Here is a 24240-nt window from a genome sequence, read left to right on the forward strand (position 1 = left end):
CTTCGTGGAGGCAACGCCCCCACACCCCATCTGTAACCCGAACAATTTAAATTGGTATAACGTTCCCAATCACCCGCCACAAAAAAACTGAACGCTCATAGAAAGCATCTCCTCGGTTGGGTGCATTAGGGTTGTTATGCCGCGTTGCATAATTCACTGAAGGATATGAAGCCCATGAACTACACCACCCTCTGAATCAAATCTAGGCTCAATAATAGGAAAAAATCTATTATCCCCTTTCTCAAAATGTCTAAAAATGGCGTAGGCAACTAAATCGGCAAGTTGAATCAATCTTGATGCCTTTGAATCTAGAAATAGAGGTACTTCCGAGAAGTTTCTTATCACTCCCCAAGTGTATCCAATTGTTCTAAAGTCAGTAGCCAAAGATTGAATTGTTGTTTCATAAGTAGATTTATCGAAGATGATAATTCCTCTATGCGTGTCACCGTTTCTATGCAATCTCATTAAGTACTTATCAAATCTACTGGCTAATTGCTCAAAGGCAACTTCAACAGGATCTCGCGGAGATACAACAGATTTCTTAATCACGCTTGCAAAAAGTCGATTGCTATTGTGAGATTGCAAGAAAACTCTTAAAGCATCTTCGATTGCTTGATGCCTATCATCTTTAGGGTGACTTCTCCACTGTCCTCTTCCACTGAACATTGGACTACCATGCAACTCAACTGTTGCTGGATCGGCAGGATCAAACCTAGCTGCAATTTTGTCAAGCTCGGTAGAAATCCAATATCCCTGTCGCTCAAATACACAAAATCCAGCGGGAGCATCTCAGTTTTGCAAGGCAAGGTTAAGAGAGCCATTAAGGTAAGCAGAACGGTGTTTGAGGACTTGTGGCACATTATCACGGTTCCATTGAGCGCCAGAGATTTTGATGCGTCTAGCGATTTGCTTAACAGCAGATTCCACTGCGCCAGAACCAATAGAGCAAATCTGCTCGGTTTGGAAATACCAATAATCAGGAATACGATGGCGATGCTTGTGCAGATAAGCAATAAAATTGATGCTCTGAGGACTAGCTAAGTGATTGAGCTCAGCAATAGCTGCAGTCACATTACCCCGCCACAAAAAAGCTTCGACCCCAGTCAAAAGTTGAGCTGTAGCCTCAATTTTATGCAGGTTTTCCACCAAATGGAACCAGTCCAAGATTTCATAGCGACTATCAGGTATAGAGATCTGGGCAATAATATTCCAAATCCCATCATGTCCATCCCCAATACAGGTAACCATATCTGCTAAAGGCTGTCGATTTACCCAGTCTGTTAAGGCAATGTTATCTTGAAATGTGGCAAATATGGCTTGTCCATGCAAGTTCACAGCTTTATAGTCCTTCCACTCACTTGGCTGTCCAAGTGGCGTGCGCAGTCTGATTCTGCCTCCATCGACACTTAATTCCTCGACCGACTCTTCTACCTCTAGGGGGCTAAATTCATGGCGATGCACCAGGCGCTGTTGTGTACTGCGCGATATTTGCACTCCCATCAACATGGCTAAGTCTTTGGCGGCTTGTTCGTAGGATACATTCGCACTCAAGATCAGGCTACATCTTTCCACATACGGGCTCACCTGGCTATAGGGGGCTACTTTGAGCTTCTGCGCTTGCTTTTGCGTGAGGTGGAGCTGTCCGATGCTGCTTTGCACTCGCCTGCGGCGTCCTGCTTCTGTGCCCGTAACTGTGCGGATAAAAAACTCCCTATTTCTGGGCTGACATGTTCGAGGATTTGCTGCCGCACAGCGATTTCGATCCCTTCCAAGCTGGTTAGTTGTTCCGATGGTGTATTCTGATAAAGGATGGCGGCAATAGCTTGAACGTGCGCTTGCATTTCTTTTTCCTGCTCTGGAGTCATGGTTGCTCTCCTTGGGGTTGGTTTCTCGTATTCCTATCTTCTGATTTCTTCCCCCTTTTGGCTACCCATCTATATTAAGCATTATTACTCAGTGCAAAGTTGAGATGCTCCCAATCCAGCTAGCACGAAATATTGTTGGTTGGGGTCGTGGGTGGTACCAGACTCATCTACGTACAATAAGTACATGTAGCTTTTTACGTCCTTTAAAATTAAAATCAGTCGAGGGAAGACCAAGCTTCCACGATCCGAAAAGGTCAGATCTCTCGACTGTTGCTTTTATAATAGCACTTGCTTAAAGTATTGGCGAGTTTCAGTTGAAATTCTTCGTAGTCAGTAGATCCCTTCTAGGAAAACGGTCTTACCGATTGGCTAGCGGCATAACATGGGGTTCGCTTCTACAGAAGCCAATTTATTCTTAATTTTGACATTGCCAACGCCTGTTCGGCAATAACCCTGTGCTATATAACTTTCAGCGATCGCTGACTGTCGATCGCTTTTTTAAATTTAGAAACTAGTGCTGATGAAGATGGCTGTGCGATCGCCAAAACTTTCTGAAAAGATTAAACTAGCGATCGCAACCAATTTACATAATATCCTCCGCGCTTATTGACTGTGGATGGTAAAAAGCTAATTACGTATGCAAATCACTTTTCTCGGTACCAGTTCGGGCGTTCCTACACGCAGTCGCAATGTTTCCAGTATTGCCATGCGCTTGCCGCAACGGGCAGAAGTTTGGCTGTTTGACTGCGGCGAAGGCACGCAGCACCAAATCATGCGCAGCGACGTTAGGGCTAGCCAGATTACTAAAATTTTTATTACTCACATGCACGGCGACCATATCTTTGGTCTAATGGGCCTGCTGGCTAGTTGCGGTCTGGCTGGCGATGTCAAGCATATCGATATTTACGGCCCGCCTGGATTGAATGACTACCTCAATGCCTGTCAGCGCTACAGCGAGACCCGTCTTGCCTATTCCGTCAAAGTGCATGCGGTAAAACAGGGTCTGGTGTTTGCCAATGATGAATTTGAGGTGACCTGCGCGCCACTCAAGCACAGGGTTACGGCTCACGGTTTTCGCGTTACTGAAAAAGATCGCCCCGGACGGTTTGACATCGACAAAGCTAAAGCCTTAGACATCCCTCCAGGCCCAATCTACGCCCAACTGAAGCGCGGTGAGACCGTTACCCTCGATGATGGCCGCCGCATTGATGGTAAGGAATTTTGCGGCTCGCCCATAATCGGTCGTAAGTTTGTCTATTGTACGGATACGATCTATTGCGACAAAGCTGTTGCCCTAGCCAAAGATGCCGATGTTCTGATTCATGAAGCCACGTTTGCCCACCAGGATGCAGAGTTAGCAATCCAAAGACTGCATTCCACCAGCACGATGGCGGCACAGGTAGCACTGAATGCAGGCGTGAAAGATTTGATTATGACTCACTTCAGTCCTCGCTATGCACCCACTAATGCTATTACGTTGGAAGATTTACTGACAGAAGCGCGGATGATTTTTGCCAATACTCATCTGGCCTACGATTTCATGACATTTGAAGTGGGTAGCAGCCTTAAAAAATAGTCGAAGTATTTGCTGGTGCTGCGATCGCAAAAAATAAATCACAAATCAAGCAACAAGGCGATCGCCCACCCTCTCTAACTGCGCCTCACATTGGATAAAAACGAAATTAAGTGCTCCAGCTAATTTATCAAGCTCTTGAATGGTGTAAAACGTGGAATTTTTGGTGAATATCTTTTGCTCTAATTTGCCAATCTGCCAGCGATCGCCATTCGAGGTAATCCCAAATATAACTACGTCAAGTTCTGCATTCAAACGTTGGGCAGCTATCATCTCTGCAATGCACTGTCCCCATGCTGCCTCAAAGTTGTCTTGCTTAGCTTCAACAAGCATGAGATAAGGACGATCGAATACAACTTTACCAAGAGGCGATCGCCGCGCCAGAATATATTCTGGAAAGCCAGATAGGTTTTCATCGTAGTTTAGCGATTGGTGGCTCCACAGCAGGAATTTACTGCGATAGTGCTTCCATATTTCCTTGAGTACTGGATAAATGAGATTTTCGCAAATTGCGAATTCAGAATTATCAACTACACCTTCCCGCATCATTAATGTTAAATCTTCACGAAAGTAGTCGGAGAGTGTGAAATCTAATTCCTGCACGAAATTTGCTTCAGTGTAGGCGATCTGAAATTCTTTGATCGCTGCGCCAATTGTTTTATAGCTACCAAATGACATATTAAATTCCAGTTATCTAATGATTTTACAGGTTTATCCCAAACGTATTATAATGTAGCATTCCTATGCTAGTCTCCTACAAGCACAGTTAGCCAGGTCGCCACGGAACGACAATATAACCTTGCTGGCGATCGCCCAACACCAAATTCCTTTGCCTGCCCCAATACCACCAATGACTTGCTACATAAGCACAGATCAGGCTATCAAGCCGATCTTCCAATGCCTTCAGTGCCGCTCCGCTGTAGGGAATATCCAAAACAAGATCGTCGCTAATCTCTAAGGAAGGCTCTAATTTAGGTAGGGTGGAGATAATGTGTTGGTATAATCTATCCAATTCGACGCGACGTTGAGCTAATCTCCCCTTTTTATATTTGAGAATGCGTTCTAAACCAAATAGATAGATAGTAGCTGGATGTGGAAATACCTCAATCTGATATCTTCCCAAGTTTTGCGGTTCTAGATCGGGAGCGTGTTGAAATCCTTTTGTTTCCAAAGTAAGTCCAAATTCTACAGTGTTGCTTGCAAATGGTAGGCTTAAATTCGCGGGATAGCATCCCGCATGATATTTACCAAAGTGTCTGTGCGCGAGCTTATCTGGCAGTCTCATTCCCGTGCAGTTGGGAATAATTGTAGGGGCATCAACTGCAACCATTGCTGCTTCTTCTGGCTGTATCCAGCGATCGCACCAGAGCCAGATCTCGTCTATTGTTCCCAATCGTTCTAAAGACAGCAGTTTAAGCTTGCGATCGCGCCATTCCAAACAACACAAGCCACTGGGTTGCGATCGCCACCCCAAGTCGATACCAATAAACTTCATAACAATAGTTTATTACTTTGCTAGACTAAAATGCAGGCAATGTTTAGCGATTCAGATTATGACTATTGCAACTCAACCGCTCTCGCTTGAAGAATTTCTGAAACTGCCGGAGACCAAACCAGCCAGCGAATATATCGATGGGGAGATTTACCAAAAGCCTATGCCTAAAGCCCGTCACTCTCGACTTCAAGGAAGTTTTATTCGTACTATTAACGAGATTGCAGAAGGTATAAAAATTGCCTATGCCTTTCCAGAATTGCGCTGTACTTTTGGGGGGCGATCGCTCGTTCCTGACGTAACAGTTCTGTTGTGGGAGCGTATTGAATTTGATGACAACGGAGAGCCATTGGATGATGTGAGAGTGGCACCGGATTGGACGATTGAAATTCTCTCGCCAGAACAAAGTCCGAATCGCGTAACTGGGAATATCCTCCACTGCATTCGACATGGTTGCCAGTTAGGTTGGCTTGTCGATCCAGGCGATCGCTCTATCCTTGCCTTTTTACCAGATCGGCAACCAGTATTGTGTGAGGGCAGCAATCTCATCCCCGTACCCAAGGCTATCCCCCTCGATCTCAGCAGCGATTTAGTTTTTAGCTGGCTGAAGATGAAAGAATAGATTTTACTAATTATGCGTCAGTGCTTGTTATATCAAAGCGATCGCCCCATTCCTTACCAGAGCGCTTGGCAGTGGCAAAAGGATTTAGTGGCAGCACGCAAACAGGATGAGAGTTTACCCGATGTCTTGTTGCTGATGGAGCACCCACCCGTTTACACGCTGGGGCAAGGTTCTAGCTTGGAGTTCTTGAAGTTCGAGCTGGACGCACCCGGAATTGAATGCCATCGCATTGAGCGAGGTGGCGAAGTAACTTATCACGCGCCCGGACAAATTGTTGGATATCCTATTCTCAACCTCAATTTCTATCAGCGGGATTTGCATTGGTACTTGCGACAGTTAGAGGAAATTGTTATTCTGACACTGGTAAAGTACGGCGTGCTTGCCGATCGCATACCAGGACTAACGGGGGTATGGGTGAGCGGTGAGAAGATCGCTCAAGTTGGCATAAAAGTTAGTCGTTGGGTAACCATGCATGGATTTGCACTGAATGTAGATATGGACTTAGCTGGCTTCGATCGCATCGTTCCCTGCGGTATTCGCGATCGCGCTTGCTGTCAGCTTGCCCAATTCGTTCCTGACATTGATATTGAACTGGTTAAGGTAGCGATCGCGCAGTCGTTCGCTCTAGTTTTCGATGTCGAGTTTCACCTGCTTGCTGATACGAGCGAACGTTAACCTGGAGCGCTCCCGTAGTTTGGATACCATGCTTACGCCAGAATTTGTCAGTTTAGATCGCCAGGTGTTCGATTTGCTTCGGGAGGAAACCATGAAGAATATGGAGTTAGTTTTAATTGCCCAGCACCTGATTTAAGAGCGATCGCTTGCCGTTTTGTGGCAAAATTGGCTTGTAAGCCAGTATCTCGATCGAGGGCGCATTTACAATGTGGAGCATGTTTGAGCTTTTTCCGGAAGAGTTGCAGATCGATATTCTTGACATCGGAGCTGCACTCAACGAACGACCACCCTACCAATCATTGGTGGATGCTGGGCGGGCGCGGATAATTGGCTTCGAGCCAAATCCCCAGGAGTGCGAGCGCCTGAATCGGGAATACGGCGAGCCGCATCGCTTTTTCCCATGCTTTGTCGGTGACGGGAAGACGGCGATTTTCCACGAGACGAATTGGTCGCTGACCGGATCGCTTTACGAACCCAACTCTCCACTCCTGGAAAAATTTCAGAATCTGGCGGAAGTTGTGCAACCAGTTGCAATGCATTTAGTAAGCACTACACGGGTTGACGATCTGAGCGAAATAGACAATGTGGATTTTATTAAAATCGACGTACAAGGGAGCGAATTGACCGTCTTTCAGAACGCATCGCGCCTCCTTGCTGGTACGCTTCTCATTCAAGCTGAAGTTTTGTTTGTAGAACTCTATCGAAATCAGCCAATGTTTGCTGACGTAGATATTCTTTTAAGAAGTATGGGTTTTCAGTTCCACGCATTCGACAGCGTTGGGCGGCGTGCGTTCAAGCCGCTTATGGCCAACCGCGATATCAATTCGGGAGTCCGTCAGATCCTTTGGGCGGATGCGCTTTACGTGCGCGACTGGATGAACCTCGAAGAACTCGATGCCCAAAAGCTGCGCAAATATGCCGTACTCGCTCACGATATACTGCGGTCGTACGACCTCGCCCATCTAGTACTTGCGGCTCTAGACAATAAAATCGGAACTAGTTTCGCCGTTACTTACTTGAATCGGTTGGTCAACAAGGTTAGTTCGTCAAAATCCTAAGCAGCAACTCACGGTTCACCGCCAGAGCCGCCCGCACCTGAGCCGATTGAATTCGTTGCTTCAGCTCTACCAGCAACGCTCCATAACCTTCTGGCACCATGTCAGAACTCATAGCCTACCCCCACACATTCTCCCAACCGATCGACACTAAACCGCATCAGGCGGTGGCTCAAACACAATTTCTTCATAGAATTCCTCGATCGGCAAACTTAACCCAATGCTTTTTAGCTCCACGCGATCGCGTAGCATCCCCTCTGGGGAATCGCCCGATCGATAACTCAAAATCAACCAATCCCCCGCATCATTTTTGTGATAAATATCGATCGCCATCTCATCCGAACTCACCAACACATAATCAATCAAATTCGGATTGCGGCGATATCTTTCAAACTTCTTGCCGCGATCGTAAGCCTCAGTGCTACTCGATAAAACCTCCACAATCAAGCAAGGATACGTGATATAGAGAGGATGCTCCCGATCGCGATCGTCACAAGTCACGCTCAAATCGGGATAAGTATAGTTGGGGGTATGGAGGATGTTAACCTTTACATCTGAATTAAAAACTCGACATTGACTGCCTCGCAAGTGAGATCGAATCAATAACAAAAAATTAATTGCGATCGCGCTATGATTTTGAGTCCCGCCACTCATCGCATACACACGACCATCAATTAGCTCGTGCTTTTCTAGCTGCTGTTCTTCCCAAGCAAAATACTCTTCAGGGGTAAAGTACCGCTCCTGTTCTCTGGCTGAAATCATGACCATCTCCTAATCTAAAAGAACCAACACCCACTTAAAACTCATAATTGGTCTGGGATGGGGCTGATTTAGGCATAGGGGGCATAGAGCGATCGTTTACCAAGGAACCATTATATGGGAGGCCAATCAATCGCCCTAACTAATTTGCGATCGTAGCAAGATAACAATATTTTAGGCGCTCCAGAACAAAAGTAATTTGTTGTGGCATCATAACCCTAAAGCACGCGAACGACTAAATGAGTAATTACTATTTTTTTGAGAGGAATATATGATCAAGCTATTTTATGCTCCGGGCACTTGCGCGCTTGCACCTCATATTGTTCTGGAGTGGATTGGCGAACCTTACGAGTTGCAAAGGGTCAAGCCGAAAGATCCGGAATATCTCCAGATCAATCCCTTGGGGCAAGTTCCCGCCATGATCGATGGCGATAGTGGTGTTATGAGCCAGGCCGATGCGTTGCTGAAATATCTAGCTCACAAATATCCCAGCGCTAAACTCGGCGATGACGGTACTTTACAGGGGGCTTACGAACTCGATTACTGGTTAGCCTTTCTCACGGGCGACGTGCACCCGGCATTTTTTCCGTTTTTTGCGCCTCAACGCTACTGGACTGAAGACAGCGAATCGGCAAGAAACACGGTGAAAGAAGCATCCTACAAGTTGATCGATCGCGTTTTTAGCCATTTGGATCGGCATCTAGCGGATAAGGAGCACATTGTTGGCGATCGCCGGACGGTCGCCGACCCTTATGCTTTTGCAATGATTCGCTGGGGTAATAACGGTTTACCAGATAAACTATCTGCCTATCCCAATATAGAGCGCTTTTATCAAAACTGTCTCAAAGATGAAGGCGTACAGCGAGCAATGCAACAGCAAGGGATTAGTTGAATGGCGAGCATAGTAAATGCATTGGTTCTGTAGCTCCCTTGCAGTAAACTGATCGGTATGCAATTTATAGATCGAGTTGAAATTCAGGTAAAAGCGGGCAATGGTGGCGACGGCATCGTTGCCTTTCGGCGCGAGAAATATGTACCAGCGGGTGGGCCATCCGGTGGCAATGGTGGCAATGGCGGTTCGATCGTCCTGGAAGCTACAACCGACCTGCAAACGCTGCTGGACTTTCGGTTCGAGCATATTTTTAAAGCTGAAGACGGCAAGCGCGGCGGGCCTAATAATATGACTGGGGCGCAAGGTAAGGATCGCATTATTAAAGTTCCCTGCGGTACGGTAGCGATTAACGCTGAGACTGAAGAAATTGTTGGCGATCTGCTCGAGCCGCAGCAACAACTCCTTGTTGCCAAGGGCGGCAAAGGTGGCTTAGGTAATAAGTATTTTCTGAGCAATCGCAACCGCGCGCCAGAATATGCTTTGCCCGGACTGCCAGGTGAGGAATTCCACCTGCGCCTGGAGTTAAAGCTGATCGCGGAAGTGGGGATTATTGGTTTGCCCAATGCGGGGAAATCCACGTTGATCTCCGTACTGTCATCAGCACGTCCTAAGGTGGCAGACTACCCATTTACAACGCTGGTGCCCAATCTGGGTGTCGTGTCCAAACCGAGCGGCGATGGTGTGGTGTTTGCGGATATTCCCGGCCTGATTGAGGGAGCACATACGGGGATTGGTCTGGGTCACGAGTTTCTCCGCCATGTCGAACGCACTCGCATTCTGATTCATATGGTGGACATGACTGCTGAGGAACCCTTAGCTAGTTACGAAACTATCCAAAGCGAACTCACAGCCTACGGGCACGGTTTACCCGATAAACCCCAAATTCTGGTACTGAATAAGGCGGATGCCATAACGGAGGCAGAAGCGGAAGCGATCGCCGCCCAATTTATCACCCACATCCAGATCCAACCTCTAATTATTTCGGCAGCGGCGAAAAAGGGATTAGATCGGCTTTTGCAAGCAGTGTGGCAAAGCCTCGACTCGCAACCAGAAGATATTAGATCGCAGGAAAAAGTTGCATACTAGTGTTGCAGATCGTAAATTCTCTAACGTTGGGGGCGTGGGGGCTGCGCCCCCAGAAGGGGGTTGCACCCCCTCCACTCCCTCAAAACTTTTGTTCTGGTCTACTAGATGAAAAAGATCGTACTTACTGGTGGAGGGACAGCCGGACACGTCACTCCCAATATAGCGTTGATTCCCAGCTTGCAAAAGTCGGGCTGGCAAGTTGAATATATTGGCTCCCATGATGGGATCGAGCGTCAGTTAATTACCGATCTGGGCATCCCCTATTACGGTATTTCCTCGGGGAAACTGAGAAGATATATCAACTGGCAAAACTTTACCGACCCTTTTAAGGTGTTGAAAGGTATCGTCGATGCCTTTTGCCTCATCCGTAAAATAAGGCCCAATGCCGTATTTTCTAAGGGGGGCTTCGTCACCGTACCTGTAATTATTGCCAGTTGGCTCAATCGCGTGCCCGTCATTATCCACGAGTCCGATCTGACCCCTGGCCTAGCGAACAAAATTTCTATACCGTTTGCCACCAAAATCTGCGTTACATTTCCCGAGACTTTGCAATACGTCCCCCAAGCTATTCTTACGGGGTTGCCAATTCGGCAGGAGATCTTGAGCGGTGATGCGGATGCGGGCAGGCATCTATGCGGCTTTACGCGATCGCTACCCGTTTTACTGGTAATTGGTGGCAGCACCGGATCGCAAAAAATTAACCAGGCGGTAAGAGCCAGTTTGACGCAACTCGCATCTCAGTTTCAGATCGTTCACGCTTGCGGCAAAGGGCAAAGCGATCGCCAATTGGAGTCTCATCCCAACTACAAACAATTTGAATACTTAGGGGCAGAGCTAGCCGATATCCTTGCCATGGCGGATATTGTAGTTTCACGAGCAGGAGCTAATGCCATTTTTGAATTTCTGGCACTACAGAAACCCAATTTACTCATCCCCCTATCTAAAGCGGCCAGTCGCGGCGATCAGATCCTGAATGCCAATTCGTTTGCCAATCGAGGTTACAGTGCTGTCCTGCTCGAAGAAGATTTGAAACCCGAGAGTTTGGTACGAGCAGTTGCAGATTTATTTGCCTCTAAGCAAAACTACATCGCCAAAATGGGCAATATAGATGGTGGGGATGGTATCGCCCAAATTATGCACTTAATCGATCGAATCTCAACTTAAGTTGTATACTCTAGTTGCTATTTAGACGCTAAGGGGCGTATCCGCTTTGTAGTCTGTATTTAGGCATTAAGTATGAGGTTATGGCACAACAGCTCAGTATGCTAGAACTTGCCCAGCAAGGTAATGCTGAGGCGATCGCAGCTTTGATCGACCGTTCGCTTTTGCCTAAAGGCATTACCACAAGCGCTGCATTGCAAGGTGACTGCTTGGAAATAAGCTTGCAATCGTTACAAGTACCCAATCAAAAGGCGGTGGTTGCTCTAATTAGAAAGGGCATGGAAACTCTGCAAGTCGAGGCGATTAAACAAGTACGTATCCTGTCTTTTAGGGGGAGTAGCGGCATTGTTGCTTGGAATACTGAGTTCGATCTTGCCATCGATGCTAGTGCCACAACGCAACCAAATAGAAATACGGACTTAAGCGAACCGAGAGAACCATTACAAATCCAATCCACACAACAACCATCAGCGCCCCCAAGCGATCGCCAGAGTCCTCAAAGCAGTCAAAGTATTATTCTGTCCAATGCTAGTCCCTTAGTGCAACACAAGCAGAGGTTTCAGGAATATCAAGACATCATCATTCGCTTTATCGATGAATCTAGCGGAGCGGTGAGATGTGTAGCTACTCTGACGGAACTGTTGCAGATGATCTCCAGATCTAACTTCTCATTCAGCGATCTTGCCTCTAGCCCTACGCTCAGAACGCTTTTAGATGCGATCGCGGAGTTCAGTCACACAGATCGTAACGGCGATCTGATCGTATCGAGCATTTCTATCTTGCAGCCCGGTCAATCGTGGCAAAAAGCGAGGATCCGCCTGGCCACTAAAGTTTTGTTTGAAGCGGAAGACTACGATCCGCCGCCCATTTCTTATCCTGGTGCGATTACGCTTGAGGTACTGGATACAACCGAGAAATCGAGCGCTAGCAAGCCGTCCAGTAATGATGTAGAGACATCTTCTCGACCGCAAGCATCCATTCCTGTAACCGAACCAGATCTAGAGCCTGTACCAGACAAACGCGATCCGGATTCCACTTTAAAACCTCCAGCGCAAAGCAAGGACGATACTTTAGATGACTGGTTTGACGATCTCGATGCCACGAGTAGCCCCCAGTCGGATGCGCCAAGGCAAGCAATCATAACCAGTCGCACCGTATTGCCACTGCTTGACGATAGCGGCATATCCTCATCCCCATCCCACACATCCAAATCCACTTCTCAATCCACCGCACCTGATGAAGAGAATATCTCGACTAGCTCTACATCCGCTAGTTCTACGCCTGATGTATCCGCGAGTGCAGTAAGTACCGCACCTAAGTCTCGAACTTCTTCTCGTAGCGATCGCAGGGCTGCCATGACCCTGGACGATCTCACCAATATTGATGAGCTTGGTGATGCTATCTCAAGTGTACCTAAGACAGAGTCAAAATCTGCTAAAACATCTACTGGTGAGAACCCCGAAACTCTAGACGACTTTAGTGCAATGTGGTAGAAACTCATGCCCGATTTTGCTTTCCCTCAACTGGATTTGTCCCAAGCTGTTTTTGTTGCCCCTGATGCGGTGGCGATCGGCGATGTCAAGGTAGCGGATCGCGTCAGTATTTGGTACAAAGCCGTGATTCGCGCTGACTTAAATGCGATACGGATTGGTGCCTGTAGTAACGTTCAGGATGGTGCGATCTTGCATGGCGATCCAGGCCTGCCATTGCTGATTTCCGAATACGTGACGATCGGGCATCGCGCTGTAATTCACGGCTTGGAGGTCGGTCGCGGTAGTCTCGTCGGAATTGGAGCAATCATCCTCGAAGGCGTGAGAGTTGGGGCTGGAAGCATTGTGGGAGCGGGTGCTGTAGTTACTAAGGACGTACCGCCTGGAACTGTGGTGGCGGGCGTACCTGCTAAAGTAATGCGATCGCTGTCTGAAGCAGAAATCGCCGATCTGATCGCACACGCTGAGAAGTACTACCGACTAGCACTCTGCCATGCGGGCAAAAGCACGGATACGGGATTTGGATCGGTCATGCGATCGGATCGAGCAAATGGGTGAGGGCAAAGTCTGGCAACACGAGTATGCTAGTAGTGTCAACATTTGTACCATAATGCCTAAAACCGTATGCAAGTAGCTACCCCCAGTGAAATTGCTCGAGCGAACATGAAAAAGCCGATCTTGCAGCAAGGCGATAAGGGTGAGGATGTGGCAGAATTACAAAGACTCTTAAGACTTTGGGGGCTTTGGGAAGACACGGCAAGTGCTATGGATGGTAAATTTGACAGTGCCCTCCGCCAGGCTGTATGCGTTTGGCAACATCGCGTGTTCCTACCAGAAACAGGTGTGGTTGATGCCTTAACCTGGCACACGCTCTATACAGGTGGGCCAGTTGATATGCCAGTGGTGCGACTGGGTACGCGCAACCAGGCGGTAGTGACTCTGCAAACGATATTGCAGCAAACCGGCTTTTATTGGCATCAAGTTACAGGTGAGTTTGACGTGCTTACAGATGTAGCATTGAGAAATTTTCAACAGCGCTGCGGCCTGGTTACCGATGGCGTAGCTGGTTACTATACCTGGCGCGCCCTCAGCAAATTACCGCACTAGCGCACCCGCTTTACGATCAGGCTGTAATTTCCCCGCCCTCGGCGATCGTAGGCATTGGCGATCACTTGATAGGTGCCTGTTTGAGGCAGTTGCACTGTCAAAGCTGCATTTTTACGATCTGGAAGGCCGTTGTTTTCATTCAATAGTTTGCGGTCTGGCGAAAACACCGCTACGTAGGGATGAAAATCGCCGCTACTCAAGGTGATTTTAACCACCTGTCCGGCAACTCCACTAAAGCTGAAAGTTTCAAACAAGCTGCCATCCTTTGCCAACACCCTACTACCCGTACCCAGCCTGCCGTTGCGTTGCAAAAGAATCCCCGAACGGTTGTTAAACGCAGTTAGAGTTGGCCGATCTGACTGGTTTGACTCATTAGTTTTGGCTGTGAGGTTAAATTTACCCGATTCTCCCACTTCATAGGAGTTGGCATAGAGCGTATAGGTGCCGTTGGCTGGCAAGGTGGCATCAATGCGAGCATCTTTTTTACCAGCACTATCGTCATCTTCGGCAATTTTGTCGCCTGTCGGATCGAAGAGCACCAGGTAAGGGTCGATATCGGTGCTGCGCATTTCGATTGTTACTCTCTGACCGGCACGTCCCTGAAACTGGTAGATCTTGAATAGACTGCCATCGGAAAGCACCTCGTCTCCCGAACCAAGGGACTCGTTCAAAGCAATCCCGTTGAGTCGCAGCGTTTTGGCTGCTGGAGTTGCGGTCGAGCTAGTAATGCGCCCTTGCTGTGCTGCCTGGATGAATTCTTTGACCGTATCAGCGGTAATCGCAAATCCCAGGCCGATGTTACCGTCGCGATTGGCAGCGGTGTATATGGAGGTATTTACCCCGATCAACTCGCCCTTACTGTTGAGCAAGGGGCCGCCGGAATTACCTGGGTTAAGCGCGGCATCGGTTTGGATTAATTTGCGATCGCTATCAATGCGGCTCACAATGCCTGTGGTGAGCGTCCCAGCAAACCGACCAAAGGGATTCCCGATCGCAAAGGCACGCTGGCCCACCTGAATTTGACTGGAGGAGCCGATACTGAGGCTAGGTAAGTTACCAGGGTTTTGCAAGCGAATCAGAGCTAAGTCAGGGTTGCGGGTACTGGCAATCACCTGACCGGGGATCTTGCGCTTGTCCGATAATATGACCGTGACTTTCTTGCTATTTCTGACTACGTGGGCGCTGGTCAAGACTAACCCACCAGGATCGATAATACTACCGCTTCCCGATCCCCGTTCGGCCTGAACCGATACTACTGCGGGGGCAGCGACTTGATAAACGCGGATATTGGTTTGCTCGTCCGAGTTCTGCGCGATATTCCCATTCGATTCCTGAGCATGAGCAGCGATCGCGCCAATAGTAAGCCCTGTTGCATTGGCACCACCCACCAACAACCAGCTACAGGCAAGAAGATTAGCTAACCTTTTTCTCAACTGACAGTCTCCCAACCTAATGCAAACCGACTATGTACATTATGTCAGAATAAAGCTAAAGTAACGAGCTAGGCAGGTATTATGCATCAACATGGTACGCAAACCACAGCTAGCAGGCTAAGGGTAACGCTTCAGTTAGAAGTGCAGGCTTCGGGCACGATTGTTGCTTCAGTTGTTGAATTTCCCGATTGTCGAGTAGAGGCAGCAACGCGAGAAGCAGCGATCGCAGGAGCTCAAGCTACTTTTCTGGAACGGATCGCTTACATCGAAACCATTCTGTGGGATGTGGCTTTGCCGTCGGAGCAATTGACAGGAAATTTGAAGGGTTTTAAGCCGCGATCGGAAAATCCTTGGACTAAGTTTGCTGGGATATTTCAAGACGATCCAGACTTTGCGGAAATTGCTGCTGCCATTCGAGCAGAGAGGAATGTTGAGGATGATACAGAAGTCGATCCCTCAGTCTATTCGCTAGAAGGTTGAGGTTATAGCTTGTATATTCTAGATACGGATCGTGGGCCTCTCTGGCTAGAAAATCATCCGATTGTGAGAAGTAAAGTTGCTGAGTTTGAGGCAGATCTGGTAATTACAATCGTGACTGTCCAGGAGCTATTTAATGGTTGGGTTGGTCGTCTCAATGACCCTGCCCAGGTAAACCATCAGGTCAGGCTTTATGCAAAACTGTCGAAAGTTGTGGCATTTATTCAAGAAGTTGAGGTATTAGCTCTGGATGATATCGCCGATCGCTGTTTTCGACAGATGCTAACCGATTATCCTAGTCTGCGGAAGAAGCGCATGCAAAAGGATATGCGGATTGCCGCGATCGCACTTTCTAGCAATGCCACAGTCGTGACACGCAACCGTCGAGATTTCGAGCAGGTGCCGGGACTGAAAATAGAGGATTGGACGCTTTAGGTAGCGATCGCGCTAACACCGAGAAACCCACATTGCAACTTGAAGATGCTGATTTAGTCTTGCTGTTGTAAACTTAATTCATGAGTTATCTTTTCGTGCAACTCCTTAAATGCTTCCTTCATATCTGAGGGAATGAGAATCTTTGGTTGCTCCCCAGTTGCAAAATCAAGTAGTCGATATGCAATAACTTTCTTATCAGGTGGTTTAATGCTGTTTGCTTTACACCACTTGCTTAAAGCCTTTGGGCGGTTTATATCTGGCAAATCTTTCAAGGACATAATTGGTGGATTTTGATTCCAATTCAGAAACTCATTATTGATAGCCTCTAAATATAATTCCTTATTGATGCAATCTTCTAAAACTGTACCTTCTACACCAGGCAGGTGTAGTATTCGTGATTCTTCAATCCCAGCCTCCTTCAGTTGCTTAGCTAGTTCCTTACCAGCAGCATCATTATCAGTCAAAAAAACTACGCTAGGTGCTTCATTTTCAAGTAAACTTAAAATCGACTTTGGAGCTACTGAAAGTCCTGGAGCAATTTGAAATCCTAGGGATGTTCTTTGGCTTACTTGCCGAAATATTGTCGGCAGGAGAAGCATATCTGTTGCTCCTTCTACAATAATTGCTTTACGAAGTGGAATAAAGGCTAAACTACTTGCTCCCATTTTAAATAGGAGAGAAGAGAATCCAGGACGATTATCTTGCCAAAAACAGTTCTCGATCTCACTTCTCTCTATATTGCTATTCGGTAAAACGCACCTTACTCCAGTGCCAAGATCTGAGGTGGACCCCAAAAACTGGACAGGGGGTTAAGCTCTGAACCACACAAAATAATGATAGGAGTAGTTCATGAGTAACAAACGCAAGCAGTACAATCCGCAATTCAAAGCGAAAGTTGCCCTGGAAGCGATTCGGGGCGAGAAGACCATCTCGGAATTGGTAAGTCAGTATGAAGTTCATGCAACGCTGATTAACAACTGGAAACGACAGTTGCTGGATGAAGCCATTAGCCTGTTTGAGAAAAGTAGTGGGGCGCATAAAGCTGATGAGAGCCAACAAGCCGAGATTGACGAGTTATATCGTCAGATCGGACAGTTGAAGGTAGAACGGGATTTTTTAGCCAACAGGTCAGCACAGTTGGGGTTGAAGAACGCAAAGCCCTGGTAGTGTCTGACCATTGTGAACTGAGTATGGTGCGGCAATGCCAATTGCTAGGGATTGCTCGTTCCAGCTTCTACTATCAACCGCAAGCACCCACAGAGGAAGAGTTGAGATTGTTAAAGCTGATTGACCAGCAATACTTAGAAACACCATTTTATGGTAGTCGTCGCATGACCGTAGTGCTGCGCCAACAAGGTCATGAGGTGAATCGCAAACGGGTACAACGGTTGATGCGTCAGTTGGGGATAGCAGCGATTTATCCCAAGCCCCGTTTAAGCCAGGCACATCCAGAGCATCAGGTATATCCCTATCTGCTGCGTGGATTAGCTATTACCGACGCCAATCAGGTCTGGTGTACTGATATCACCTATTTGCCAGTACTGAAAGGGCATTTCTATCTCGTGGCAATGATGGACTGGTACAGTCGGAAAGTCTTGTCTTGGCGGATTTCAAACACCTTAGAAGTAAGGTTTTGCATTGAAGCCTTGCAGGAGGCAATTGCTCAGTATGGCAGTCCTGAGATTTTTAACTCGGATCGAGGCAGTCAGTTTACCGCAAATGCCTTTACAGGATGTCTGAAAGCCTCTGGAGTGCAAATCAGCATGGATGGGCGTGGACGGTTTTACGACAACATTTTCATCGAACGGTTGTGGCGATCGCTGAAATACGAGTTGATTTACTTAATCGCTTTCGAAGATGGTATTCATTTGAATAAGGAAGTACGAAAATGGTTTAATTGGTATAATCAAGAGCGTCCGCATCAAGCATTGAATTATCGCACCCCAGAACTTGTTTACTGGGAAAGGCTTTCAGGTAGTGTCTCCACTGGAGAATCATTTCCTAAAACCACTTGATGAGGAAATTAGAGATCTCAATTTCTCAGAGCTTAGAGATCCCTCAAAGTTGTTCAGGCGATTGGGGCCACTTCATCTACACCCGCGCTTTTTTTCGTTCGCCTTCTTTCCATAAGTGTTAATAAGTGTTACGCTAAAGTATCGGAACGATGGTAAAGCATACCCATCCGATATGCATGTCTAGTACAAAGTTTCAAGTACTTAAAATCTTAGACGATCGTAAAGTCGGTGGCGTTATCAAATGTATAGAAGCATTTCTCGAATCTGGTATTGGAGATGACTGTACGTTTTCTATACGCTCAGTTGCAGAGACCAAATCTGCGCTTGTAGGATCTAAGCCAGATTTAATCATCATTCATGCTCCCTGTAATTGGACTCTGCTGTCGCAACTTTATTACATGCGACAGCGATGTCCTGTGATTATTGTCGATCACCATTACTCTGAGGCTTTCGAACAATATAATGTTAAATCCAAAACCCGCTTTCGCATTATGCTACGGGCTTGTCACAGCTTAGCTAATCGCGTTGTCTCTGTGTCGCAAGCTCAGGCAAATTGGATGCTACAACATCGTCTTGTAACGCCAGAAAAACTGAAGGTAATTACTCAGACCCCATCTATTCAAGAATTACTGGCTATACCACTAAAGGAGTGGCAGCATCCGCGTGTATTAGCAGCCTATGGCCGATTTAACCAGCAGAAAGGCTTTGATATTCTCTTGCGAGCGATGCAAAAACTTTCCGATCGGATGTTGCAATTACGGATTGGGGGATATGGTGAGAATGAAGTGCAACTAAAACAGATAGCCAAAGACCAGAAAAATGTTGAATTCCTTGGTCTAGTTGAAGATTTACCAACTTTTTTAGATGGTTGTGATGCTGTCGTAATTCCATCGCGATGGGAGCCTTGGGGAAATGTTTGTCTAGAGGCAAAAGCTGCTGCAAAACCAGTCATTGTGGCGAATGTGGATGGATTGAGCGAACAAGTAAAAGATTGTGGGTTGCTTGTCAAACCAGACGATCCACAAGCTTTAACGGAAGCGATCGCGAACTTCTGTAACATGAGTGACAACACATTAAGCACTTGGGCTGAAAATGGCAGAAGAAATGTCAAAAACGCACAGCAGTTTTACAATCAAGAGTGGAAAAATTTAATTTGGTCGTTTTGTAGGGGGTAAGTAATGGCTGGCTTGTATATCACCATTGGGAATGCCCAATCTGACCGCATGGCAGGGGCAGCAGCAAGACTCACATTTTTTGAGCGTGAGTATATGGAGACATTTATAGACCAAGCGCAAGCGGTCAATTTGGGGATTGCTTGGGTCAGTAACGATCCACCTCTCCTATTTGCCCCCGCTTATCACCCGCAAACAGGCGTGCACATCTTCACATCTGGCCGTGTAGCATGGGATGAAAAAAAATGGCAATATGCGGAAACTCTCCATACCTATGAAGGCGGTCTGAGCAATCGGCTCCTGTTAGAGCAGTATCTTAATGGGGGCATTAAAGCGCTGGAGCATCCTAATGGTGCCGCAGTAGTGGTAGTGTGGGAGCCGCGATCGCAATGCCTGCACATAGTTACTGATAATCTTGGTTATTATCCCTTATTTCTATACTCGCCTCACTCCATCCCTGGTTGCGTAATTTCCACTTTCCCCGATGCGATCGCTGACGATTCAACTGTCCATACTTCGCCTGACTATATATCAATGGCGGAGTTTCTGCGAGATTGGCAGGCTGCACCCCCACATACCTACTACCAGGAAATCAAATATGCTGGTGCGGCTCAGCATCTATGCTGGAATCTGAGCGAGCAGACTTTCCAAGCACGGGAATACTGGCAACCTTTTACAGAAGGATTCCTTCGCAATCTATCAGATGCTACTCAGCAATTTGCCGATGCTATCCGCCATGCCATTCGGATCCGCACATTGCCCAGACTTAGTCCTGCTGCCATTTATATCAGTGGTGGTTTGGACTCGAGGCTGTTAGCCTTTGCTGCCACCAATCCAGAATCTGTGCTAGGTATTAACCTCTATGACGTACCGAATCGTGAAGCCAGATTGGCAAAGGAACTGTGCGAAGCCGCTCACGTGAAATATGTTGGCTTTGCTAGAGAGGCTGACTACTACCCAAAATGGATGAAGTTAGGAGTTAGCGTGTCAGGAGCTATGTGGTCGTTAGAAGATAACCATTTTCTCGGCACGCTGGATCTACTCGCTGAACGTGGAGTTCAGACCGTTTTCTCGGCCTGTGTTGCCGACTTGTTGTACAAAGGCGATGCTCTAGAGCGACAGCACTACAAGTTATTGGGCAAAGATTTACCGTTCTGGCACTATAAGTCGCAACGAGATGATTACCAACTTCCTTATTCCAATTTTCAGCCGCGCGATGCCCCTCCACAGTTTAGAGCGCAAATTGCGGAACGCTTTGAGCGCTGGTTTGCCAATACCCCAACTCAGCTACGCTCGGATCTCGATCGCTTGAGAGTAGAAGATCGTCGGGTGCGACCGCTTTGCTATCCTTCTGCTATGTCAGGACAAGCTATGTTCCGAGCCTTTCCTTACGACTCTTTTATGTCAGATCGATCGCTAGTCGATCTCTATAGCCGCATTCCCGCTGCTTGGAAACTGAATGGTCGGCTTTGGGGCAAGGTGGTTGCAGAAATTTGTGGGAATGAAATTGTTGATGCCAACTATGGATGGCGACCTGGAGCCTCTAATCCCGAAAAGTTCTTTGTTTTTGTCAGAAGTTGGGTGTTACGCCGACTAAACAAGACTGCCAAGGGGGGCGAGCAGCAGCTAGCAACAGAAGGCTCCTGGCCTAATCTTGGGTGGTATGTGTTGCACAGTCCCATCCTCAAGCAAATGTGGCATGATGCTCCGCATAGCGATCGCTCGCTGCTCGGCGAACTATGGGGTAGCGATCCCTGGCAAATTTCCCTAGAAGACTGGGCAAAGCAACCCTATGACTTTTTTCGGCTGGCTACACTGCTTACCCATTGGTCTGTTAGGCGTGAGAGCCGATATTGATATCTGTGCGATTCTCCATAATAGTTAGTCGTCCCTGAAAAAAGAAAAATCAAACGGAAGCAGGAGAGAAGTGGATAGGATTGTCGGCGAAGAATCGAAGGAGCTTGCGCAGGTTAAAACCGTACCAGCCAGTAAGGCATTAGCTACCCTAAAAACCTGTCCGGATCGCCCGTATTGAATTTTGGTCAGACGACGGTAAGCTTGAAAAGCGCTATAAGAGATCGATCGCAGCTTCAAACTCCTCTAAAGCCTGTACGCTCCCTACTTGCCAAGATCTTTCTACTGCAACAGGAATAAGCTGTGTAAGGGGAATGCCCGGAAAAGTGGGGCTAGTATCGGATTGAATATATTGCCCATCTTGAAGTAGATAGATTGCGAGCTTACCATTGCCATATATCCATACTTCCGGTACAGCGATCACCGCGTAGGTATCGATAGTCGTTTTGGAAGTGACATCGATTTCGATCGCGAGATCTGGAGGTGGATCGCCGTGTTCGAGGTGACGACGACCGATTATGCACTGATAATTGAGGATGTAGAAGCACGCATCTGGTTCTATCCCTGCCGTACGATCGCGCTTAAAAGTAGTGGAGCCAAACGGTTCGTACTTTTTTCCTGCCTTTCTTAGCAGGAGTTTGACTAGATCTGAGACTAAATCTTTTGGCTGGTTGACTGACAAATCTCTGTAAGGGCGGGTTTAGTAAGCAATCAAACGCTTTCAATACAAAGCTTTTCGGCAAAACCCGCCCCTACGATAATCTGGGCTTTTCAGGACTTTTGTCAGTCAACGAGATCTTTTGGTCTTTCATGTTCGGGGAGGGGAACCATAATTTCTAAATTACTCTGGTAGTAGGCAATGCGAGCGGCACGCTTTTCTCCTAACTCCTGTAGAATCGCTTCAAATTCTTCCCAACTGACATGGGGAATTGTAACGACACTCCCTGGTGCGAGGTGCATTTGACTAATTGGTTTAAAAACAGGAGTTGTCGGAGTCATTTTATTAATCGATTAGGGAAATAATACATAGTCAAGTTTATTGCGGATTATTGCGGTGCCCTGAGCAAATCAAATACTTGCTCGGCCATCAAGTCTAAAGAGATATCTGGTAGGGTAGGTAGGCGATCGCTCCCTTGACACAAGGTAACACGCAGATCGGGGAATAGCACCATAATTACCTGCTCGGACGAATCGATTAACCATCCAAGTTGCGTTCCCTCCCGCATACATGTTTGGATTTTAGCGATTAACTTGGTTGTGCTCTGCTCTGGAGACAGGATTTCGATTGTCCAGTCGGGTGCGCCCGCGATCGCTGTATTTTCTAAAGGAATGCGATCGCGGTGAACGATCGTAATGTCAGGGACGACTGAACTGTTGCTGAGAGTGCAGCGAAGTTCTGGAAATGCTTCATAGGGCGAATTTAGCCGATCTATCAGTGCAGTTAGGCGCTTTTGCAACATACTATGATGAAGTGTAGGCATAGTTTTTTGCTCGGCTTTTCCCTCTACAAATTCCCAGGCTGGCGATTCCTCAATCCTAGGAAGCCTCAGAAAATCTTGCAGTGTAAGTTGCTCTGTAGTAAGCATAGTGTAAGGGCATAGGCAATGAGGTGAATCTGGTTGACTGACCAATCTCTGTAAGGGCGGGTTTAGTAAGCAATCAAACGCTTTCAATACAAAGCTTTTCGGCAAAAACCGCCCCTACAATAATCTGGGCTTTTCAGGACTTTTGGCAGTCAATGAGGAGGTGAATGTATCCACCTCATTACTTAATGTTACACCGTAAATTTGTCGGCAATGCGCTGCATGGCTTCTTCCACGTTTTCGCGACTATTGAATGCTGAGATGCGGAAATAGCCTTCGCCCGCTGCTCCAAACCCAGAACCAGGCGTTCCCACCACATTACAACTGCTCAATAGCTTATCAAAGAAATCCCAACTAGATAGTCCATTGGGAGTTTTAACCCAGACGTAGGGGGCGTTAACACCGCCATAAACTGCTATGCCTGCGGCGGTTAACTTCTCGCGGATAATTCTGGCATTCTCCATGTAGAAGCCAATTAGTTCCTTCACCTGTACCTGACCTGCTTCAGAATATACGGCTTCGGCTCCGCGTTGAACGATATACGAAACACCGTTGAACTTGGTAGATTGACGGCGATTCCACAGATTCCACAATTCCACATCCGAACCGTCAGCAGCTTTTGCCGTTAGTTTTTTGGGTACGACCGTGAAGGCGCAGCGCGTGCCGGTAAAGCCAGCATTTTTGGAGAAGGAACGGAACTCGATCGCGCAATCCCTCGCTCCCTCTATTTCATAAATCGAATGGGGAAGATTGGGATCGGTTATGAATGCTTCGTAAGCGGTATCGAAGAAAATGATGGAGCCATGCGCTCTGGCATAGTCTACCCAGGCTTTGAGATGTTCCTTAGTGGCAGTAGCACCTGTAGGATTATTGGGAAAGCAGAGATAAATTAGATCCACTTTCTGACTGGGAATCTCGGCGGTGAAGTTATTGTCGGCAGTAATCGGCAAATATACCAAACCGCCGTATTCGCCGCGCTCGTTAGTATCGCCCGTATGTCCCGCCATCACATTGGTATCGACATAAACTGGGTAAACGGGATCGGTAACCGCGATCGCGTTATCATCCCCAAAAATATCAAGGATATTGCCGCAGTCGCACTTAGAGCCATCGGAGATAAAGATTTCTGAAGCATCCACATCGCAGCCCCGCGCTTGGAAGTCATGGGCAGCAATTTTTTCGCGCAACCAGGCATAGCCCTGTTCGGGGCCGTAACCCTTAAATGTATCGCGATTGCCCATATCGGCAATGGCTTGAATCATGGCATCGCGGCAAGCACTGGGTAACGGCTCCGTCACATCGCCAATCCCCAGTCGAATAATTTTGGCATCGGGGTGGGCAGCGGCAAAGGCATTAACCCGTCGGGCAATTTCAGGAAATAGGTAGCCAGCTTTGAGTTTGAGGTAGTTGTTGTTAATGGTTGCCATAATTGCAGAACGTTAAATATTAGGGAATTTTATCCGATATAGCCATAGACAGATCTGTTAGGACAGG

27 protein-coding genes and 1 pseudogene are annotated in these 24240 nt (G+C 47.3%); 15 read left to right on the forward strand and 13 right to left on the reverse strand.

The window, feature by feature from the left end:
• Positions 1-153: 153 nt before the first annotated feature.
• The 3 genes from PSE6802_RS0102625 to PSE6802_RS34005 all read right to left on the reverse strand — a co-directional run bounded on the left by PSE6802_RS0102625 (position 154) and on the right by PSE6802_RS34005 (position 2051).
• The gene (locus tag PSE6802_RS0102625; RefSeq protein WP_225902628.1) at positions 154-681 is read right to left on the reverse strand and encodes a DUF3800 domain-containing protein; all 528 of its coding nucleotides are present in this window, start codon (positions 679-681) and stop codon (positions 154-156) included.
• A 108-nt stretch (positions 682-789) separates the two neighbouring features.
• Positions 790-1865 (reverse strand): ISKra4 family transposase gene (locus PSE6802_RS0102635; RefSeq protein ID WP_156815358.1). Its coding sequence is split into 2 segments (ribosomal slippage): positions 790-1707 and positions 1710-1865, totalling 1074 coding nucleotides; the frame shifts between segments, so codons are not numbered across the junction.
• A gap of 84 nt (positions 1866-1949) precedes the next feature.
• Entirely contained in the window at positions 1950-2051 is a 102-nt protein-coding gene (locus PSE6802_RS34005) for a DUF3800 domain-containing protein (RefSeq protein WP_162139191.1), read from the reverse strand.
• A 451-nt stretch (positions 2052-2502) separates the two neighbouring features.
• Between PSE6802_RS34005 and PSE6802_RS0102645 the strand changes: the two genes are divergently transcribed.
• Entirely contained in the window at positions 2503-3441 is a 939-nt protein-coding gene (locus tag PSE6802_RS0102645; RefSeq protein ID WP_019498520.1) for a ribonuclease Z, read from the forward strand.
• Positions 3442-3486: 45 nt separating this feature from the next.
• Here PSE6802_RS0102645 and PSE6802_RS0102650 read toward each other — a convergent pair whose 3' ends face one another.
• Together PSE6802_RS0102650 and PSE6802_RS0102655 are read right to left on the reverse strand one after the other, a co-directional pair.
• Positions 3487-4116 carry a hypothetical protein gene (locus PSE6802_RS0102650; RefSeq protein WP_019498521.1) on the reverse strand — a complete coding sequence of 210 codons (630 nt, stop codon included), beginning with the start codon at positions 4114-4116 and terminating at the stop codon, positions 3487-3489.
• Between the two features lie 88 nt (positions 4117-4204).
• Positions 4205-4933, reverse strand: a complete 729-nt coding sequence (locus PSE6802_RS0102655; RefSeq protein ID WP_019498522.1) for a DUF429 domain-containing protein — start codon at positions 4931-4933, stop codon at positions 4205-4207.
• Positions 4934-4991: 58 nt separating this feature from the next.
• On the opposite strand from PSE6802_RS0102655, the gene PSE6802_RS0102660 reads away from it, so the two are divergent.
• From PSE6802_RS0102660 to PSE6802_RS0102675, 3 genes are all read left to right on the forward strand, one after another.
• Positions 4992-5552, forward strand: coding sequence for a Uma2 family endonuclease (locus PSE6802_RS0102660; protein ID WP_019498523.1), 561 nt, complete (start codon positions 4992-4994; stop codon positions 5550-5552).
• Positions 5553-5564: 12 nt separating this feature from the next.
• Positions 5565-6227: a lipoyl(octanoyl) transferase LipB gene (lipB, locus tag PSE6802_RS0102665; protein WP_019498524.1), complete on the forward strand. Its 663-nt coding sequence runs from the start codon at positions 5565-5567 to the stop codon at positions 6225-6227.
• A gap of 215 nt (positions 6228-6442) precedes the next feature.
• Positions 6443-7285 carry an FkbM family methyltransferase gene (locus tag PSE6802_RS0102675; protein ID WP_019498526.1) on the forward strand — a complete coding sequence of 281 codons (843 nt, stop codon included), beginning with the start codon at positions 6443-6445 and terminating at the stop codon, positions 7283-7285.
• On the opposite strand, the gene PSE6802_RS34610 is transcribed toward PSE6802_RS0102675, so the two are convergent.
• The gene (locus PSE6802_RS34610; RefSeq protein ID WP_263970285.1) at positions 7266-7397 is read right to left on the reverse strand and encodes a hypothetical protein; all 132 of its coding nucleotides are present in this window, start codon (positions 7395-7397) and stop codon (positions 7266-7268) included. The genes PSE6802_RS0102675 and PSE6802_RS34610 overlap by 20 nt on opposite strands.
• A 35-nt stretch (positions 7398-7432) precedes the next feature.
• On the reverse strand, positions 7433-8044 hold the full coding sequence (locus tag PSE6802_RS0102680) for a Uma2 family endonuclease (RefSeq protein WP_019498527.1): 612 nt from the start codon (positions 8042-8044) through the stop codon (positions 7433-7435).
• A gap of 268 nt (positions 8045-8312) precedes the next feature.
• Between PSE6802_RS0102680 and PSE6802_RS0102685 the strand changes: the two genes are divergently transcribed.
• The 6 genes from PSE6802_RS0102685 to PSE6802_RS0102710 all read left to right on the forward strand — a co-directional run bounded on the left by PSE6802_RS0102685 (position 8313) and on the right by PSE6802_RS0102710 (position 13777).
• Positions 8313-8933, forward strand: a complete 621-nt coding sequence (locus tag PSE6802_RS0102685; protein WP_019498528.1) for a glutathione S-transferase family protein — start codon at positions 8313-8315, stop codon at positions 8931-8933.
• A 57-nt stretch (positions 8934-8990) separates the two neighbouring features.
• Positions 8991-10019, forward strand: coding sequence for a GTPase ObgE (gene obgE / locus PSE6802_RS0102690; protein ID WP_019498529.1), 1029 nt, complete (start codon positions 8991-8993; stop codon positions 10017-10019).
• Between the two features lie 105 nt (positions 10020-10124).
• Positions 10125-11183 carry an undecaprenyldiphospho-muramoylpentapeptide beta-N-acetylglucosaminyltransferase gene (locus PSE6802_RS0102695; protein ID WP_019498530.1) on the forward strand — a complete coding sequence of 353 codons (1059 nt, stop codon included), beginning with the start codon at positions 10125-10127 and terminating at the stop codon, positions 11181-11183.
• An 80-nt stretch (positions 11184-11263) separates the two neighbouring features.
• On the forward strand, positions 11264-12673 hold the full coding sequence (locus tag PSE6802_RS30700) for a hypothetical protein (protein WP_019498531.1): 1410 nt from the start codon (positions 11264-11266) through the stop codon (positions 12671-12673).
• A 6-nt stretch (positions 12674-12679) separates the two neighbouring features.
• A complete protein-coding gene (locus PSE6802_RS0102705; protein WP_019498532.1) occupies positions 12680-13228 on the forward strand; it encodes a gamma carbonic anhydrase family protein in 549 nt (182 codons plus the stop codon).
• A gap of 105 nt (positions 13229-13333) precedes the next feature.
• Positions 13334-13777 (forward strand): peptidoglycan-binding domain-containing protein, encoded by a 444-nt coding sequence (locus tag PSE6802_RS0102710; RefSeq protein WP_225902629.1) that lies wholly within the window; start codon positions 13334-13336, stop codon positions 13775-13777.
• Here PSE6802_RS0102710 and PSE6802_RS0102715 read toward each other — a convergent pair.
• The gene (locus PSE6802_RS0102715; RefSeq protein WP_036945125.1) at positions 13774-15210 is read right to left on the reverse strand and encodes a trypsin-like peptidase domain-containing protein; all 1437 of its coding nucleotides are present in this window, start codon (positions 15208-15210) and stop codon (positions 13774-13776) included. The genes PSE6802_RS0102710 and PSE6802_RS0102715 overlap by 4 nt on opposite strands.
• Positions 15211-15291: 81 nt before the next feature.
• Here PSE6802_RS0102715 and PSE6802_RS0102720 point away from each other — a divergent pair, with 81 nt between their 5' ends.
• Positions 15292-15690, forward strand: coding sequence for a hypothetical protein (locus PSE6802_RS0102720; protein ID WP_019498535.1), 399 nt, complete (start codon positions 15292-15294; stop codon positions 15688-15690).
• 63 nt (positions 15691-15753) lie between these two features.
• Entirely contained in the window at positions 15754-16122 is a 369-nt protein-coding gene (locus tag PSE6802_RS0102725; protein WP_225902630.1) for a type II toxin-antitoxin system VapC family toxin, read from the forward strand.
• A 53-nt stretch (positions 16123-16175) separates the two neighbouring features.
• Here the strand turns inward: PSE6802_RS0102725 and PSE6802_RS0102730 are convergent, their stop codons facing one another.
• On the reverse strand, positions 16176-16787 hold the full coding sequence (locus PSE6802_RS0102730) for a toprim domain-containing protein (protein ID WP_019498537.1): 612 nt from the start codon (positions 16785-16787) through the stop codon (positions 16176-16178).
• Positions 16788-16971: 184 nt separating this feature from the next.
• Here PSE6802_RS0102730 and PSE6802_RS27470 point away from each other — a divergent pair.
• The 3 genes from PSE6802_RS27470 to PSE6802_RS0102750 all read left to right on the forward strand — a co-directional run bounded on the left by PSE6802_RS27470 (position 16972) and on the right by PSE6802_RS0102750 (position 21166).
• A protein-coding gene (locus tag PSE6802_RS27470; RefSeq protein ID WP_156815385.1) for an IS3 family transposase occupies positions 16972-18137 on the forward strand; the annotation gives its coding sequence in 2 pieces (ribosomal slippage) (positions 16972-17242 and positions 17242-18137; 1167 coding nt in all).
• A 176-nt stretch (positions 18138-18313) separates the two neighbouring features.
• On the forward strand, positions 18314-19312 hold the full coding sequence (locus PSE6802_RS0102745) for a glycosyltransferase family 4 protein (RefSeq protein WP_019498539.1): 999 nt from the start codon (positions 18314-18316) through the stop codon (positions 19310-19312).
• Positions 19313-19315: 3 nt separating this feature from the next.
• Positions 19316-21166, forward strand: a complete 1851-nt coding sequence (locus tag PSE6802_RS0102750; RefSeq protein ID WP_019498540.1) for an asparagine synthetase B family protein — start codon at positions 19316-19318, stop codon at positions 21164-21166.
• Positions 21167-21377: 211 nt separating this feature from the next.
• Here PSE6802_RS0102750 and PSE6802_RS27475 read toward each other — a convergent pair.
• From PSE6802_RS27475 to PSE6802_RS0102765, 4 genes and pseudogenes are all read right to left on the reverse strand, one after another.
• Positions 21378-21830 (reverse strand): annotated as a pseudogene (locus PSE6802_RS27475) (Uma2 family endonuclease); the annotation flags it as partial.
• Positions 21831-21946: 116 nt separating this feature from the next.
• Positions 21947-22162, reverse strand: coding sequence for a hypothetical protein (locus PSE6802_RS33070; protein ID WP_202950668.1), 216 nt, complete (start codon positions 22160-22162; stop codon positions 21947-21949).
• Positions 22163-22209: 47 nt separating this feature from the next.
• Entirely contained in the window at positions 22210-22749 is a 540-nt protein-coding gene (locus tag PSE6802_RS0102760) for a Uma2 family endonuclease (protein WP_019498541.1), read from the reverse strand.
• 188 nt (positions 22750-22937) lie between these two features.
• Positions 22938-24173: an LL-diaminopimelate aminotransferase gene (locus PSE6802_RS0102765; RefSeq protein WP_019498542.1), complete on the reverse strand. Its 1236-nt coding sequence runs from the start codon at positions 24171-24173 to the stop codon at positions 22938-22940.
• Positions 24174-24240 lie beyond the last annotated feature (67 nt).

It is taken from the genome of Pseudanabaena sp. PCC 6802, from assembly GCF_000332175.1.
In the GTDB taxonomy this organism is placed as follows: domain Bacteria; phylum Cyanobacteriota; class Cyanobacteriia; order Pseudanabaenales; family Pseudanabaenaceae; genus PCC-6802.

Coding starts and splice junctions, on each gene's coding strand:
- PSE6802_RS0102750 (WP_019498540.1), top strand. CDS start 19,316: ATGGCTGGCTTGTATATCACCATTGGGAATGCCCAATCTGACCGCATG.
- PSE6802_RS0102660 (WP_019498523.1), top strand. CDS start 4,992: ATGACTATTGCAACTCAACCGCTCTCGCTTGAAGAATTTCTGAAACTG.
- PSE6802_RS0102705 (WP_019498532.1), top strand. CDS start 12,680: ATGCCCGATTTTGCTTTCCCTCAACTGGATTTGTCCCAAGCTGTTTTT.
- PSE6802_RS0102680 (WP_019498527.1), bottom strand. CDS start 8,044: ATGATTTCAGCCAGAGAACAGGAGCGGTACTTTACCCCTGAAGAGTAT.
- PSE6802_RS0102645 (WP_019498520.1), top strand. CDS start 2,503: ATGCAAATCACTTTTCTCGGTACCAGTTCGGGCGTTCCTACACGCAGT.
- PSE6802_RS0102650 (WP_019498521.1), bottom strand. CDS start 4,116: ATGTCATTTGGTAGCTATAAAACAATTGGCGCAGCGATCAAAGAATTT.
- PSE6802_RS33070 (WP_202950668.1), bottom strand. CDS start 22,162: ATGACTCCGACAACTCCTGTTTTTAAACCAATTAGTCAAATGCACCTC.
- lipB (WP_019498524.1), top strand. CDS start 5,565: ATGCGTCAGTGCTTGTTATATCAAAGCGATCGCCCCATTCCTTACCAG.
- PSE6802_RS0102730 (WP_019498537.1), bottom strand. CDS start 16,787: ATGGGAGCAAGTAGTTTAGCCTTTATTCCACTTCGTAAAGCAATTATT.
- PSE6802_RS0102745 (WP_019498539.1), top strand. CDS start 18,314: ATGTCTAGTACAAAGTTTCAAGTACTTAAAATCTTAGACGATCGTAAA.
- PSE6802_RS30700 (WP_019498531.1), top strand. CDS start 11,264: ATGGCACAACAGCTCAGTATGCTAGAACTTGCCCAGCAAGGTAATGCT.
- obgE (WP_019498529.1), top strand. CDS start 8,991: ATGCAATTTATAGATCGAGTTGAAATTCAGGTAAAAGCGGGCAATGGT.
- PSE6802_RS34610 (WP_263970285.1), bottom strand. CDS start 7,397: ATGAGTTCTGACATGGTGCCAGAAGGTTATGGAGCGTTGCTGGTAGAG.
- PSE6802_RS0102655 (WP_019498522.1), bottom strand. CDS start 4,933: ATGAAGTTTATTGGTATCGACTTGGGGTGGCGATCGCAACCCAGTGGC.
- PSE6802_RS0102710 (WP_225902629.1), top strand. CDS start 13,334: ATGAAAAAGCCGATCTTGCAGCAAGGCGATAAGGGTGAGGATGTGGCA.
- PSE6802_RS0102685 (WP_019498528.1), top strand. CDS start 8,313: ATGATCAAGCTATTTTATGCTCCGGGCACTTGCGCGCTTGCACCTCAT.
- PSE6802_RS0102760 (WP_019498541.1), bottom strand. CDS start 22,749: ATGCTTACTACAGAGCAACTTACACTGCAAGATTTTCTGAGGCTTCCT.
- PSE6802_RS34005 (WP_162139191.1), bottom strand. CDS start 2,051: ATGTACTTATTGTACGTAGATGAGTCTGGTACCACCCACGACCCCAAC.
- PSE6802_RS0102765 (WP_019498542.1), bottom strand. CDS start 24,173: ATGGCAACCATTAACAACAACTACCTCAAACTCAAAGCTGGCTACCTA.
- PSE6802_RS0102720 (WP_019498535.1), top strand. CDS start 15,292: ATGCATCAACATGGTACGCAAACCACAGCTAGCAGGCTAAGGGTAACG.
- PSE6802_RS0102675 (WP_019498526.1), top strand. CDS start 6,443: ATGTTTGAGCTTTTTCCGGAAGAGTTGCAGATCGATATTCTTGACATC.
- PSE6802_RS0102695 (WP_019498530.1), top strand. CDS start 10,125: ATGAAAAAGATCGTACTTACTGGTGGAGGGACAGCCGGACACGTCACT.